Genomic DNA, 13,906 nt, shown 5'->3' on the forward strand with positions numbered 1-13,906 from the left:
TTCGGGCGCTCGATCGCTTGGGCGAGTGGCTCGAAAGCTCACCCGACAGTCTCTCAGGCGTCGCCCAGTCGGACCCGGCTGCCGTAGCGGGCCAGCAGGTCGGCGTTGTGCTCGTCGTTTCCCGGCGCGTTCAGGGAGCGGAACAGCGGCGGTGCCGCACCGGCCGCGACGTACCGGCCGGCGACCTCCGCCACCAGGAGGTTGGCGGCCAGTACGCCGGTGAGGTTGGACAGCGGGCCGACCTGGTCGCCACCCGGCAGCGCCACGGCGGCGTCCCCGTACGGGGCGCAGTTGTCGATCACCACGTCGGCCAGGTCGGCAAGCCGTTGCCCGCTGGGATGGCGCGGCGTGATCGACCGGGTGTGCGCCAGCGAGGTGATCGCGATCAGCGGATGACCGCGCCGGGTTGCCAGCTGGGCCATCTCCACGACGGCCGCGTTGCCGCCGGAGTTGGAGGCGACGACGAACACGTCGACCGGCTCGATCCGGGCCAGCTCGAGGATCCGTTGCGCCAGCCCGGTCTCCCGCTCCACCAGCGGATCGAGGATGTCACCGACCGTCGCGTCGCCGTAGTACACGAGGTCGCGGATGCCCAGCTGGTTCGCCGGCACCAGGCCGCCGGCGCGGCCCACCAGCTCCAACGCGACTGAGCGGGAATGGCCGGTACCGAAGGCCTGCAGCACTCCCCCGTCGAGCAGCGACGCGGCCACCAGCCGGCCGGCCTCGGTGATCGCGTCCCGTTGGGTGGCAAGGAAACGGGTGATCGTCGCGCGGGCAACGGCGGCGTACGAGTCCTGGTCGATCACGGTCGAGCTCCGTCCAGTTCGGTGAGCAGGTCGGCGGCGAGCTCGGCGAGCCGCTCACCGGAACCCGGTGCGGCGGCGGTGGCGAGCACCTCGTACCGGGGGTGGTGGTAGGCGGCGCGGGTCGGCAGGTAGCCGGGGTAGCCGTTGGCGTAGCCCAGTACGGCGGTGGGGCCGGGCCGGCCGCGGCGCACCGTCTCGGCCAGGGCGAGGAACGGTTCGCCGGGCAGGGCCGCGAGCGCGAGCGACCCGATCCGGGCAGCGGCCACCTCCACCGCGATGTCGTGGCCGGGCGCGTCGACGGTACTGGCCAGCAGGGCACCGCTCAGGTCGCCCTCGGCGATGCGCAGCGCCGCCGGGTCCTCGCCGGCCCGGGCGGCCGCCACCGCCGCGGTCGCGGCCTCGACGGCGTCCGCGCCGGTCGGCGGTTTCGGCGCCACCCGCGCCGGACGGCTGCGCCAGCTCAGGCGGTCGCCGGCCTGCCAGGCGGGTACCGACGGTCGGTCCAGTTGGGCCAGGCAGTGGTCGGCGACCACGGCGCCCAGCCGGCGCAGCTCGGCCGGGTCGTGGCCCCGCCGGGTGTGCCGGGTGCTGATGTCGCCGGCGGCACCGGTGGCCACCGCGACCCAGGTGTCGGGGCCGAGCCGCGCGGCCAGCGCCGCCCGGGCCGCGCCGACCAGATCGGCGCTGATCAGCAGGTTGTCGGCGGGTAGGACGGTCGGGTGGACCGGCAGGACGACCAGCACACCGGCCCGGCGGCCGGCACCGTCGAGCACCTCGACGAGGTCCAGCGGCACCTCCGCCCGGTCGGGTGTGGCGCTGCGGACGGCGCCGACCTCGCGCAGCGTGCCGTTACGCCACCGGCCGGTCGCATCGGTCTCGGCCCGCACCGCGGCGTCCACGGCGGCTGCCACCGCGGCCGGTATCCGGTGCGACCAGGGCGGCGGTGTCGCCGCACCACCCGGTACGCAGCCGGTCTCGGGGCCGGCGTGGGTGTGGCTCGCGGCCAGCCACAACGCGTCGACCCGCGGGGTCGCCGCCCTGGCCGCCGCGACCAGGTCGGTGTTGACGCAGATCAGATCGGCCAGCACGAGGGCGAGCCGGTGCCTGCCGTCGAACCAGGTCAGGGCGCTGATCCGGAGCGGGTCCAGGGTCCCCTGCGCGGTACCGGTCCGGGCGGCGTAGCCGCCCATCGGGGTCGGCTCGTCGACCGGCAACGGCACCGAGGCGAAGCCGACCCTCATCGCGTCACCACCCGCACCAGCCCGGTGTACGGGCCGAGTTCGGCCGCGGCGGCGAGCGCGGCGGCGCCGTCCAGCCCGTCGCCGACCGGTTCGGACAGCCGTGCGGACGGTCGCCGCCGGCGCAGCGCGGCCTCGAACTGCCGGCGAAGCCCCTCGTGGCGCAGCAGCCGCCCGGTCCAGGACACCGAGTCGCCACTCGCGGTGCCGGGAGATTGGCCGCGGGGAGCGGCACCGGAAGGTTGGCCGAAGGGTTGGTCGGCGCCGGCGGCACCGGAAGGTTGGTGAGCCCCCGAAGCTTGGTAAGCCCCGGAAAGTTGGTCGGCGCCGGCGGTGGCGGTGGTGGCGGCCAGCTCGTCGGCGGCGGCGGTCACGATCGCGGCGGCGACCGGGTCGCCGGCGGCCAGGTCGAGTACGTGCCGGGCGAAGCCGGCCACCTGCGCCACCCGGTCGTCGGCCGGGTACAGCCGCTCGGTGAGCCCGGCCAGGTCGCCGAAGACCTCGGCGGCGCGGGCGGTCAACGGACCGGGTTCCGCCCGGCCGTCGTATCCGCGCAGCGCCGCGTCGAGTCCGGCTCGGCCGATCCAGAACCCGCCGCCGGCATCACCGTAGAGGTAGCCGCCGCCGTCGACGCTGCGGTGTCGCCCGTCGGCGGTCACGCCGAGCGCGATGGCACCGGTACCGGCGGCGAGCACGACGCCGGGGGCCATCGCGAGCGCACCGGCATGCGCGGTCACCACGTCGCCGCAGAGCAGGACCCGCCGGGCGCGGAACCGGTCCCGCAGCGCCTCGGCGAGCGCCCGGTAGTCGGCGTCGCGGCGAAGCACGCTGGTCAACCCGAGGCACAGCGAGTCGACCGGGTCGTCGGTCACCAGCCGTTGCACGGGTTCGGCGAGCCGGTCGAGGATGCCGGCCGGGCCGCCCGCCCGGTCGTAGGTCAGGCCCGGAGCGTCGGCGCGGCGGAGCAGCACTCCGCCGCGTGCCACGCCGAACCGGATGCCGGTCTGGCCGGCGTCGATCGCAAGGTCCACTGTGTCGGGCACGCCGCCATCCTAATAGCGGTCTATACCGAAAAGAGCAACGGGGACCCTGGCGGTGCCGCGTCGCCGTCGCCGGCGCCAGCGCCAGCGCCGCGACCAGATTGGCCGCTCGACGCCATCTCCCGGCGTATCTGGGCTAGTTCAGAACCGCGTCTCACCGATTCGGTCTAGACCAGTATTCGCCCGATGCGCAGCCCTGCCGACCATCCCCACGATCCCCGGACGACCGCCCCGGTCGCCGGCACCCGCCGCTGCCCCCATACCCCGCCCGACCAACCGGTTGCTGCCCGTCGACGACGCCGGCCGCCCGCACCACAGCCCGACACCGATCCACGCCACCGGCCGACCCGTAGACCGACCGGGCCGGTGGCACGGCCGCGAACCCCTCGCCGCACCTCGTTGTCCGGAGGAGACATGCCGAGAACGGCATCCCGCGTCCTGATCCTGCTGGCGGCCGTCGCCGCGCTGTTGACCAGCGCGGTGGCACCGGTCCGCGCCGCCACCACGACGTACTCCGGTGGCCTGCTGTTCCGGCTGCCGTACCCGGGGCAGTCAGGTCGAGAAGATCCCGCTGCGGGCTCCCGATACCGCCGATGATGCGTAGGAAGGTGCATCGGCATTCTCGGTGGCGGAATGGTCGTGCAGCTTGGGCTTCGGAGTACCACGGGGACAGTGGTGGACCTGGCTCAGATGCCGGGTCCCGGGCTCTGGCTGCCCGCGGCGGTGCTATCGATGCCGGTCTCGGTCGGCGGCGCTTCGACGGGGAAGAGGATCGGGCTGATCAGGTACTGCGTGCGGGCGGGTGATGGCTCGTTGGCCAGGTGGGGGGCGATCGCCTCCCGCATCCCGTCGATCATCCCGTGCAGTTCCCCAGGACTGAGCCAGACGGCATGCTGCCGGTAGCCGACCAGGTCGGCTACCGGGTCGGCCGTGTCACGGCCGAGATACGCGGTGAATTCGGCAGTAAGGACCGCCAGAGCGGCGGCGAATGCGCTGCGATGGTCGTCCAGCGAGAGTGAACTGGCCGTTGCTGTATCGATCCCCGCGCGGTCGCGGCGCAGCCGGTAGCGGCGCTCGACCGCGCCGCGCACGCGCCGCTCCAGGGCGACTTCCAGGACCCCGCCGGCTGCGAGCAGGTCGACGTGCCGGTAGACCGTGGCTTTCGAGACGTCCCGGATGCGGTCGCACAGGTCGGCGGTGGTCAGTTCCCTGCCGCCGCGCATCGCATGAACCACTCGCAACCGCACCGGGTGTGCCAAGAGTTCGAAAGCATCCATCCCGCAATGATCTCACGTTATGCTAACGTTCGCAGTCCTTGCGAAAGGTTGTGATGGGATGCCTGATGGTGCTGCGACAGAGTCCATGACCGGCTCAGAACTCGCTTGGGTGCCACCGCCCTATGCCGAGCCCGGGCGCTTCAGCGAGCACGGGGTCACCGTCGGCACCGGCCCACTCGCGGTGTCAGGCACGGTGAGCGTCCCCAGCGGGCAGGCTCCCGGCCCCGGCGTGGTGCTGCTCGCCGGTGGTGGGCCGTTCGACCGCGACGAGACCAGCGGCCCGAACAAACCGCTCAAGGACCTGGCCTGGGGGCTCGCCAGCCGCGGGACGACAGTGCTGCGCTTCGACAAGGCGACCTACGCCCACCGCGACGTGGCCGCGGCCTCGGACCTGACGATGACGCAGGAGTACGTGCCGCATGCCGTCGACGCGGTCGATCTGCTCCGTAGCCACCGCTCGGTGGACCCCGAGCGGGTCTTCGTCCTCGGCCACAGCATGGGCGGCAAGGTTGCCCCCGCCGTCGCCGTCGCCGCACCCACGGTGGCTGGCCTGGTGATCATGGCCGGTGACACGCAGCCGATGCACCACGCCGCTGTCCGCGTCGTCAGCTACCTCGCCACCCTGCTTCCCGACCAGGTCCCACCCGCGGTCATCGAGACCTTCCAGCGGCAGGCCGCCCTGGTCGACAGCGCGGAGCTCACGCCCTCGACCCCCGCAGCAGATCTACCGTTCGGCCTGTCCGCGCCGTACTGGCTCGAACTGCGTGACTACGACCCGGTCGCGATCGCGGCCGGACTCAGCAAGCCGATGCTCATCCTCCAAGGAGGACGCGACTACCAGGTCACCGTCGCCAACGACCTCGTGCGATGGCGGACGGGCCTGGCCGGCCGCCCGGAAGCCGACATCCGTGTCTACGAAGCCGACAACCACCTGTTCTTCCCCGGCGCAGGACCATCCACCCCCGCCGAATACGGAACTCCGCAGCATGTCGACCCCGCCGTCATCGCCGACATCGCCCACTGGCTGAGCCACGGCCAGAGATGAGCGTTCGCGCCGCCTGTTGACCAGCAGTCGGCAATCAGGCCGGAGTGCCGCCACTCGTGCAGATCCCAGCCCGTGCCCGGCCCACCACCGAGGGCGGTGTGCTCGTCCAGCAACATCCGGGCCCGCCCGTACGAAGGACGCGCGAGCCCGATGTCCGGACGGACATCGGCGGTCTTGCCCACCCCGCTCCCGTAGTTGCGGACCGTGTTCGGGTTGCCGAGCGAGTCGAGGAAGACATCGGCCGCCGCGCGGACGGTCGGCGCCTTCCCGGCGGGCAGCTGTATGACGGCGGGCACCGTTTTCCCCTTACCGCAGACAACAGGGCCGCTTCCTCTACGGCCGGCGGCTCGCTGCACACCCACAACCTGCGTACGCATGCGTTGCGCGACACCGGGTCCGGCATCGACAGCAGCTACGGTACGCAGGACATGGCGCTGGTGATGGCCCCCCGGCACCGGTTCGTGGTGGTCGGTGCGACCCAGGGGCCTGGCGGCGTACGACGACCGCGTCAGTGCCCGACGAGCCGGTGCAGCGCCTGGAGCTGGGCGTCGACCAGGGTCGCCAGCTCGTCCGGCGACAGCGCGTCGAGCTGGTGCAGGCTCCACTCGTCCATCGCCTGCAGGACCGCGAGCGCCATCGCGGCCTGCAGCGACGCCGGCAGGTCGGTACGGACCGCGCCGGCGTCGCGGCCGGCCGCGAGCGCCGCGGCCAGCCAGCCGTCGATCCCCGCCCGCAGCCGGGCCAGCGCGCTGCCCGGCCCGGTCGGCGCGTCCGGCAGGTAGAACAGCGTCCACAGCATCCGGTCCTGCGGCCCCACGAGCCGCACCGCGCCGGCAATCAGCTCGTCGATCCGGGTCCAGAAGTCCGGCCCCGCAAGGTCTGCCGGGGCGGGCACCGGTAGCGCGGCGAGCAGCCGCTGCGCCGCGTCCAGCACGGTGGCGTCGAACAGCGCTTCCTTCGAGTCGAAGTAGTGGTAGAAGGAGCTCTTGCTCATCCGGCAGGAGCGGATGATCCGGTTCAGCGAGGCGCGCTGGTAGCCGGCGCCGGCGAACTCCCGCGCCGCCGTGGTCAGCAGCGCCTCCCGCCGCGATGGCGGCAGTACCCCGGTCTCGGCACCCGGCACGACTCCCCCTTCGACCAGCCCGGTTCGGCGGTGGACCGGTGCCCTCGTGACCCCGGCGTCAGTCGCTCCGGGACAGTGCCCGGCGGGCCGCCGCGTCCGGGTCCGGCCGCGCGTCCAGCAGCCGCCGGATCGGCTTGAGCACCGAACGGACGCTGAGCAGCCGGGCCGCCACGTCCCGGCACACCGCGAACGCCCTCCCGTCCCGGAACATCATTCTCGCCAGCGTTCGCGAGTTGTCCTGCGCCGCCTCCACCCGGGGCCGCTGCAGCTTTTCGTACGCGTCGAGCAGGGTGGCGAGGTTCGCCCGGTCGGCGTGCACCAGCAGCCGGGACAGCACCCACGCCGACTCCATCGCCATCCCGGCGCCGATCCCGGCCGTGGGCAGGAAGCCGGCGGCGGCGTCACCGACCAGTACGGCGTGGCCGGTCACCCAGCGGGCGGTCCGCACGTCCCGAAGCGGCCAGTAGTACGGCCGGTCGGTGTCCAGCACGGCACGCAGCGCCCGGCTGGTCCGGCCGGTGCGGGTGCGCAGCTGCCGGTCGATCGCGGCGACCAACCGCTCCGGGCCGTCCGCGGTCGCCGCGTCCGGACCGCCGAGGAACACCCCGATGCGGTCCCGCACCGGGTAGCTGCCGAGGAAGAATCCGGCGCCCCACAGTTCCTCGCCGAGGTCCTGCTCGTCGTCCGGCGGCGCCCACGCCACCCAGCCGCCCCAGCCCGTGTCCAGCCGGCCGATCGGACCGACGTCGAGCAGCCGGCGGGTACCCGAGCCGATCCCGTCGCTCACCACGACCAGGTCGAACTCGTACTCCCCGGTGTGGTCGCCGCAGGCCAGCTGCACCATGGCGGCGCCGGCGGTCTCGGTGAGCGCGGCGAGGGTGGTCCCGAACGAGACCGGGCAGTCGGCGCCGGACAGCACGTCGAGCAGCTCGCCGCGGCCGATGCCGCGGTAGTCGCCGTAGTCGGCGAGCAGCTCGCCCATCGAGTCGGTGCGCACCGGGCGACCGTGGTGCGCGCACAGCCGGTACCGGCCGAACGCGACGGCGCGTTCCCGGTACTCCGGCCACAGGCCCAGCTCGTCGAACACCGGCCCGACCATCGGCATCAGCGCCAGCATGTAGCCCTCGGCGGCGCCGGCGGCCGCGCGCTCGATCAGCACCGGGTGCAGCCCGTTGCGGCGCAGCAGCCGGGCGGTCGTCACGCCGGCAACGCCGGCCCCGACCACCAGGACGCGCAGCGGGTCGTGGCGGGCGTCCTGGTACTGCGTCGCTGCGTCGGCCGCGTACGGCATGGCACCTCCGTCAAACGTGTGGACCGATCGGTCCACACGAATCTAACATCGTGTGGACCGGTCGGTCCACTCGATGTTTCCGAGATCGCGTGACCCTCTGCCGCCGCCGAGAGGTGGTGGCATTCGCCGGGGTCGGCCCGACATGTCGACCCCATGACTACGATCGGTGTCCATGGAAGTACTCATCGTCGGCTCCGGCCACATGGCCCGCGGCATCGGTACCCGGCTGGTGGCCGGCGGGCACCAGGTCCGCATCGCGGCCCGCAACCACGACGCGGCCCGTACCCTGGCCGCCGAACTCGACGGCGACGCGACCGGCGAACCGATCGGGCGGCTCGGTGCCGCGTCGGTCGTCGTGCTCGCGCTGCCGTACCCGGCGACCCGGATGGTGGCCGAACAGCTGGCCGGTGAGCTGGTGGGCCGGGTCCTCGTCGACATCGCCAACCCGGTCAACATCGGTACCTTCGACGACCTCGTCACGCCGCCCGGCGTCTCGGCCGCCGAGCAGGTGGCGAAGGCGGTACCGGGAGCCAAGGTGGTCAAGGCCTTCAACACCACGTTCGCCGCGAACCTGACCGCCGGCGGACCGCTGGACGTGTTCATCGCCGGCGACGACGAGACCGCCTGCGACCAGGTCGCCGCGCTCACCGCGGACGGCGGGATGCGGCCGATCCTCGTCGGCGGTCTCCGGCACGCGTACACCTTGGAGTCGTTCCAGCTGCTGCACATGAAGGTGCAGGACCAGATCGGCGGGAACTACACCACCTCGCTGGAACTCGACCGCCGGCAGTGAGCGGCGCTCAGTCGGCGACGCGCAGGTCGGCGAGCGCGGCCCGGTGGTCGCTGCCACCGGTGTCAGCGACCGACGCGTCGGTGGCCGACAGCCCGCGATAGAGCACCTGGTCGGGCCGGGTCATCGGAAACCGGGCCGGCCAGGTGAAACCGAACCCGCTGCCGGCGGCGCGCTGCGCGTCGGTCAGCGGTGGGCTGAGCTGGCCCAGCGCCCGGTCGGTGGTCGCGGTGTTCAGGTCGCCGAGCAGCAGCAACCGGGGCGACCGGTCGGCCCGTACCGAGTCGGCGAGGCGGGTCAGCGTGCGGTCCCGGCTGCCGTCCGCACCGGGCCGGATCGACCCCAGATGCGCCACGTACACCCGGACCTGCCCGTGGTCGGTGTCCACGTCGGCACGCAGCGCGCGGTTCCAGCCCAGGCCGAGATCGACCGGTGCGCCGTCACCCATCGGGTACCGGCTCCACAGCCCGACCGTGCCGACCCGCAGCTGGTGCGGGTACGTGTCGTCGAGCAGCCGCGCGGCGTCGTCGTTCGCCAGCTCCTGCACCGCGACCAGGTCCGGGTGCAGCGCCACCAGCTGGCGCACGGTCGAGGTCGGATCCGGATTCGCGGCATCCAGGTTCTGGGTCGCCGCGCGCAGCTGGCCGTCACCGCCACCCCGGGGCAGCAGCACCGGTCCGAACATCCCGGCCCACACGACGACCGGCAGCAGCAGCGCGAGCGCACCGAGCCGGGACCTGGTGGCGAGCGCGAGCAGCGCCACCGGCACCACCAGCAGGCCGAACCAGGGCAGGAAGCTGTCCAGCGCGGTACCGGCCCCGTGCCCGTCGGGCACCAGCCGATGGCCCGCGAGCAGCACGGTGACCAGCAGCGCGGCCAGCACCGCAGGCACGTCGCTCAGCCCGACCGGCCGGCGGCGCGGCGCCGTCCGGCGCACCGCGACCCGGCCGCTCACCGGCAGCCCACATCCGGCTCAGCATTCATCGCACCATCATGACCGGTACCGGAACGGTCCAAGGCGCGGACCCGGCACCCGCTCCCGGACCGCGTGAACGAACCCGGACCGGTACCGTCCTGGTCCGTTCACGCTCGCCGGTTCAGCCGGTGACGGGGCTGAGCCTGTCCGCCGCCGGGTCGATGACCAGTACCGGTCGGCCGGCATGCCGGGAGACCTCGGCGACCACGCTGCCGCCCAGCAGCCCGTGCAGCCCGGGGTGCGACGACGAGCCGATCACCACCGCCGGCGCGGCGAGCCGGACCGCCCGGTCCAGGATCAGCCGGGCCACCTCCGGATGCGTACCGACGCTCACGACGATCTCGCCGTCGGCGGTCACGCCGGCCGCGCGCAGCTGCGCCAACCGCTCGCCGAGCAGCTGCTCGGCGTCCACGTCACCCTCCAGCGCCACCGCGTCGTCGCCGACCACCTCGGTCTCCCGCACGTGCAGCAGGTGTACGGCGAGGCCGCGCTGCGCGGCGACCTCGGCGGCGTGCCGGACCACCGCGGTGCCGGCCGGGCCGGCGTCCACCGCGACGAGCAGCCGGCCGGCGTCGGCCGGCGTCGGCGCCGGCTCCTCCGGCTCGTCCACCCGGGCCAGCACCTTGCGGCCGCTGGCGAGGACCAGGATGCCGATCACCACGCAGCCGGCGCCAACGTAGAACGGCAGGTTCGGGCTGATCTGCTCGCCGAGCTTGCCGGCCAAGAACGGTGCGATCGCCCCACCGATGAACCGCACGAAGCTGTACGCCGCGGACGCGACCGGCCGCTCGACCGGCGCCGCCTTCATCACGGCCTGGGTGATCAGCGTGTTGTTGATGCCCAGAAACAGCCCGGCGATGATCACCGCGAGGATCAGCGTGAGCTTCGACTGGGTGCCGATACCCATCACGACCAGCGTCAACGCGATCAGGCCCTGCACCACGTACAAGGTCTTGACGGTGCCGAACCGCACCTGCAGCCGCGGCGCGACGAACACCGAGGTGACCGCGAGGCACAGCCCCCAGCCGAAGAACACCAACCCCAGCTGGTGGGCCGACAACCCCATCGGGAACGGCGTCCAGGCCAGCAGCGTGAAGAACCCGTAGTTGTAGAACAGCGCGGTCAGCGCCGTGGTCAGCAGCCCGCGGTGGCGCAACGCCTTGAACGGGTCCGCGAGCGACGAGCGGCGCGTGGGTTTCGGTGAGGTCGGCAGCAGCGTGATCACCGCGACGAACGCGATCGTCATCAGTACCGCGACGCCGATGAACGGCCCGCGCCAGCTGATGCCGCCGAGCAACCCGCCGAGCAGCGGCCCCACCGCGATGCCGACGCCCAGCGCCGCCTCGTACAGGATGATCGCGCCGCCGACGCCGCCGGACGCGGCGCCCACGATCACCGCGAGGGCGGTGGCGATGAACAGGGCGTTGCCCAGGCCCCAGCCGGCCCGGAAGCCGATGATCCCGTTCACGCCGTCGGCCGAGCCGGCCAGCGCGCTGAACACGACGATCAGGACCAGGCCGGCGAGCAGGGTTCGTTTGGGGCCGATCCGGCTCGACACCCAGCCGGTGATGACCATCGCCACACCGGTCACCAGCATGTAGCTGGTGAACAGCAGCTCGACCTGGCTGGGGTTGGCGTGCAGGTCCTTGGAGATCGCCGGCAGGATCGGGTCGACGAGTCCGATGCCCATGAAGGCGATCACACACGCGAACGCGACCGCCCACACCGACTTCGGTTGGCGGAGGATACTGCCGCCCTCGCCGTGGCTCATTGCTGTTCTACCTTTCGCCAGGTGTCGAGGAGTTTGTCGAGCGCCGGGATCGCGCGGGCGAGCGCCTCCCGGTCGGCGCCGTCGAGCTGGTCCAGCCGGCTCGCGAGCGCCGCGGTTCGCATCCGGCGGATGCCGCGCAGGGTGTCGCGACCGGCCTGGGTGAGTTCGATCGTCACGACCCGCTGGTCGTGCGGGTCGGCACCGCGCACCACGGTGCCCTCCTCGACCAGCCGGCGCAGCAGGCCGGTCATCGTCGGCTGTGCCACCCGAGCGATCTGGGCCAGCTCGCTGACCCGCTTCGGGCCGTCCCGATCGAGGGTGGCGAGCACGGCGGCCACGGTCGGGCTGGCGGTGTGGTCGCCGACGCGGCGCAGCGCGTGCGTCAGGTCGCCCAGCCGGCCGGCCAGTTCGGCCGCCAGCGCGTCGGTCGACACCGGATTCATATTCATAGCCTAACTATGTTTCTGCCCGGGTAGTCGGCGCTGTGAGCGGAGTAACGCCCGCGCCGGTGCGGGGCGAGCCGGACCCGATGCGGGGTGGCCGGCCGCCCTTCGCGGCATCGATCGATCTCGTCCCCGATCAGGCCCCGGCGCGCGCGACGCAGTGCCGGTCACTCGCCGGCACGCGCACAGACCTCGCCAAGGGCGCCGGGTCGGCGGCTGATGGTCGCCCCGGACCGACCGAGTTCTTCCCGAACGGCTCGGCCCTGGCGCGCCCGGCTCGGGACAGCACCCGCCATCGCGGCAGCGCCCGGCCTCACGGCAGCGCCTGGACGACGCCGCAGGGAGGCCGGGCAGCGCCCGGGATGACCGCGGGAGGCTCAGGCGATACGGCGGAGCAGGGCGAGGAACATCGCGTCGGTGCCGTGCCGGTGCGGCCACAGTTGCACCGTCGGGCCGTCTCCCAGCTGCGGCAGGTCCGTACCGAGCGCGGGCCGGGCATCCACGGCGGACAGCGGTACCGGCTGGTCCGCGAGCAGCGCCCGCACCTGCTCTCGGGTCTCCGCCAGGTGCGGCGAGCACGTCACGTAGCCGAGCACACCGCCCGGGCGGACCGCGCGGCACGCCGCGACCAGCAGCTCGCGCTGCAGCTCGACCAGGTCGGCGAGATCGGTCTCGGACCGGCGCCAGCGTGCCTCCGGTCGCCGGCGCAGCGCGCCCAGGCCGGTGCACGGTGCATCGAGCAGCACCCGGTCGAAGCCGCCGGCGGGCAGCTCCGGCCGCTCCCCCACCGCCCGGCCGTCCGCGTGCAGCACCGTCACGGGCAGTCCCGCGACCGCCGCCCGGACCAGCGCCGCCCGGTGCTCGGCCGCCTCGACCGCGGTCAGCCGCCCGCCGCGGCCGGCGACCAGCGCGCCCAGCAGCGCGGCCTTGCCGCCCGGGCCGGCACACAGGTCCAGCCAGCTCGTGTCGGTGCCGTCGAGCGGCGCGGCGGCGAGCGCGGTGGCCACCAGCTGGCTGCCCTCGTCCTGTACCCGGGCCAGCCCGTCGCGCAGCTCCGGCAGCTCGCCCGGGGCACCGCCGGGCAGGTACACCGCGTACGGCGAGTACCGGCCCGGTTCGCCGCCGACCCGGCGGGCCAGCTCCGCGGCGTCGATCGCGCCCGGCCGGGCGGCGAGGTGCACCACCGGCCGATCGTTGTCGGCCGCCAGCGCCGCGCGCAGCTCGGCACCCGCCGCCCCGGCGGCTGCCGGTGTCGCGGCCGGGTCGGCGCCCGGCGTACCGGCCTCGTCCGGAGCAGCGTCGGCCGGAGCGGCGTCGTCCTCGGTCGCGCTCCGACCGGCATCGTCCTGGGCCGCGTCCCGAGTTGCGTCGGCCGGGGGCGGGACGTCGTCGAGTGCCGCGGCGAACGCGCGGACGATCCACTCCGGATGGGCGTAGCGCACCGCGAGCGCTCCGATCGGATCGGCGCCGGCATCCGGCGCGATCCGGTCCAGCCAGGTGGCCAGCTCGGCACCGGCGACCCGGCGCAGTACCGCGTTGGCGAAGCTGGCCGAGCCGGCGCCGGCGGTGGACCGGACCAGACCGACCGTGGTGGACACCGCGGCGTGTGCCGGCACCCGGGTGTAGAGCAGCTGGTAGGCGCCGAGCCGCAGCGCGTCCCGGACGGTGTCGTCCATCTTGGCCAGCGGCCGGTTGGAGCCGGCGGCAAGTACCGCGTCCAGGGTGCCGGTCGCGCGCAGGGTGCCGTAACACAGCTCGGTGGCGAACGCCGCGTCCCGTCCGGCGAGCGACCAGTCTGCGAGCAGCTTGGGCAACGCCAGGTTCGCGTACGCGTCCTGCTCGTGCACCTGCCGCAGCACTTCGTACGCCGCGCGCCGGGCACGGTCGGTCGGTTTGGCGCCCGCCACGGGCCGGACCGGCGCCGGCCGGGGCGCACCGCGCCGGCGGGGGCGCGGTGGTTTGCCGCCGCGGCGGCGCGGTGGGCCGCTCACGAGTGCCCCGCCCGGCTCGGCCCGGGAGTGACGCGGGCCGCATGGCGTGCCTGGCTCCGCCCGGGGACGACGCGAGCCGGGCCCGGCCCCGGGGCGACGCGGGCGCCACGGCGTG

At 73.8% G+C, this 13,906-nt stretch carries 13 protein-coding genes; 3 read left to right on the top strand and 10 right to left on the bottom strand.

Features of this window, described 5'->3' with window-relative positions:
• Window positions 1–53 precede the first annotated feature (53 nt).
• From Asera_RS23165 to Asera_RS23175, 3 genes are read right to left on the bottom strand one after another with little or no spacing between them, the layout of a single operon-like run.
• Entirely contained in the window at window positions 54–806 is a 753-nt protein-coding gene (locus Asera_RS23165) for a sugar isomerase domain-containing protein (RefSeq protein WP_030447302.1), read from the bottom strand.
• Window positions 803–2,047 carry a hypothetical protein gene (locus Asera_RS23170; RefSeq protein WP_030447303.1) on the bottom strand — a complete coding sequence of 415 codons (1,245 nt, stop codon included), beginning with the start codon at window positions 2,045–2,047 and terminating at the stop codon, window positions 803–805. The genes Asera_RS23165 and Asera_RS23170 overlap by 4 nt, the downstream gene beginning before the upstream one ends.
• Window positions 2,044–3,087 carry an N-acetylglucosamine kinase gene (locus tag Asera_RS23175; protein ID WP_084131927.1) on the bottom strand — a complete coding sequence of 348 codons (1,044 nt, stop codon included), beginning with the start codon at window positions 3,085–3,087 and terminating at the stop codon, window positions 2,044–2,046. The genes Asera_RS23170 and Asera_RS23175 overlap by 4 nt, the downstream gene beginning before the upstream one ends.
• Window positions 3,088–3,498: 411 nt before the next feature.
• Here Asera_RS23175 and Asera_RS23180 point away from each other — a divergent pair, with 411 nt between their 5' ends.
• Complete coding sequence (locus tag Asera_RS23180; protein WP_157034937.1) at window positions 3,499–3,681, top strand: hypothetical protein; 183 nt, start codon at window positions 3,499–3,501, stop codon at window positions 3,679–3,681.
• Window positions 3,682–3,770: 89 nt separating this feature from the next.
• Here the strand turns inward: Asera_RS23180 and Asera_RS23185 are convergent, their stop codons facing one another.
• Window positions 3,771–4,361, bottom strand: a complete 591-nt coding sequence (locus Asera_RS23185) for a helix-turn-helix domain-containing protein (RefSeq protein ID WP_051802494.1) — start codon at window positions 4,359–4,361, stop codon at window positions 3,771–3,773.
• A gap of 85 nt (window positions 4,362–4,446) precedes the next feature.
• On the opposite strand from Asera_RS23185, the gene Asera_RS23190 reads away from it, so the two are divergent.
• Window positions 4,447–5,406 carry an alpha/beta hydrolase family protein gene (locus Asera_RS23190; RefSeq protein WP_212804714.1) on the top strand — a complete coding sequence of 320 codons (960 nt, stop codon included), beginning with the start codon at window positions 4,447–4,449 and terminating at the stop codon, window positions 5,404–5,406.
• A 508-nt stretch (window positions 5,407–5,914) separates the two neighbouring features.
• Here the strand turns inward: Asera_RS23190 and Asera_RS23195 are convergent.
• Both Asera_RS23195 and Asera_RS23200 read right to left on the bottom strand, forming a co-directional pair.
• Window positions 5,915–6,529, bottom strand: a complete 615-nt coding sequence (locus tag Asera_RS23195; RefSeq protein WP_051802496.1) for a TetR/AcrR family transcriptional regulator — start codon at window positions 6,527–6,529, stop codon at window positions 5,915–5,917.
• Between the two features lie 58 nt (window positions 6,530–6,587).
• The gene (locus tag Asera_RS23200) at window positions 6,588–7,820 is read right to left on the bottom strand and encodes an FAD-dependent oxidoreductase (RefSeq protein WP_051802497.1); all 1,233 of its coding nucleotides are present in this window, start codon (window positions 7,818–7,820) and stop codon (window positions 6,588–6,590) included.
• Between the two features lie 172 nt (window positions 7,821–7,992).
• On the opposite strand from Asera_RS23200, the gene Asera_RS23205 reads away from it, so the two are divergent.
• On the top strand, window positions 7,993–8,613 hold the full coding sequence (locus Asera_RS23205) for an NADPH-dependent F420 reductase (RefSeq protein WP_030447309.1): 621 nt from the start codon (window positions 7,993–7,995) through the stop codon (window positions 8,611–8,613).
• Between the two features lie 7 nt (window positions 8,614–8,620).
• Here Asera_RS23205 and Asera_RS23210 read toward each other — a convergent pair whose 3' ends face one another.
• From Asera_RS23210 to Asera_RS23225, 4 genes are all read right to left on the bottom strand, one after another.
• A complete protein-coding gene (locus Asera_RS23210; protein ID WP_244843997.1) occupies window positions 8,621–9,565 on the bottom strand; it encodes an endonuclease/exonuclease/phosphatase family protein in 945 nt (314 codons plus the stop codon).
• A 142-nt stretch (window positions 9,566–9,707) separates the two neighbouring features.
• On the bottom strand, window positions 9,708–11,357 hold the full coding sequence (locus tag Asera_RS23215; protein ID WP_030447311.1) for an MFS transporter: 1,650 nt from the start codon (window positions 11,355–11,357) through the stop codon (window positions 9,708–9,710).
• Window positions 11,354–11,800 (bottom strand): MarR family winged helix-turn-helix transcriptional regulator, encoded by a 447-nt coding sequence (locus Asera_RS23220; protein ID WP_051802498.1) that lies wholly within the window; start codon window positions 11,798–11,800, stop codon window positions 11,354–11,356. Before Asera_RS23220 ends, Asera_RS23215 begins: the two co-directional genes overlap by 4 nt.
• A 377-nt stretch (window positions 11,801–12,177) precedes the next feature.
• On the bottom strand, window positions 12,178–13,707 hold the full coding sequence (locus Asera_RS23225; RefSeq protein ID WP_035297337.1) for an RsmB/NOP family class I SAM-dependent RNA methyltransferase: 1,530 nt from the start codon (window positions 13,705–13,707) through the stop codon (window positions 12,178–12,180).
• Window positions 13,708–13,906 lie beyond the last annotated feature (199 nt).

It is taken from the genome of Actinocatenispora sera (assembly GCF_018324685.1).
In the GTDB taxonomy this organism is placed as follows: Bacteria; Actinomycetota; Actinomycetes; order Mycobacteriales; family Micromonosporaceae; genus Actinocatenispora; species Actinocatenispora sera.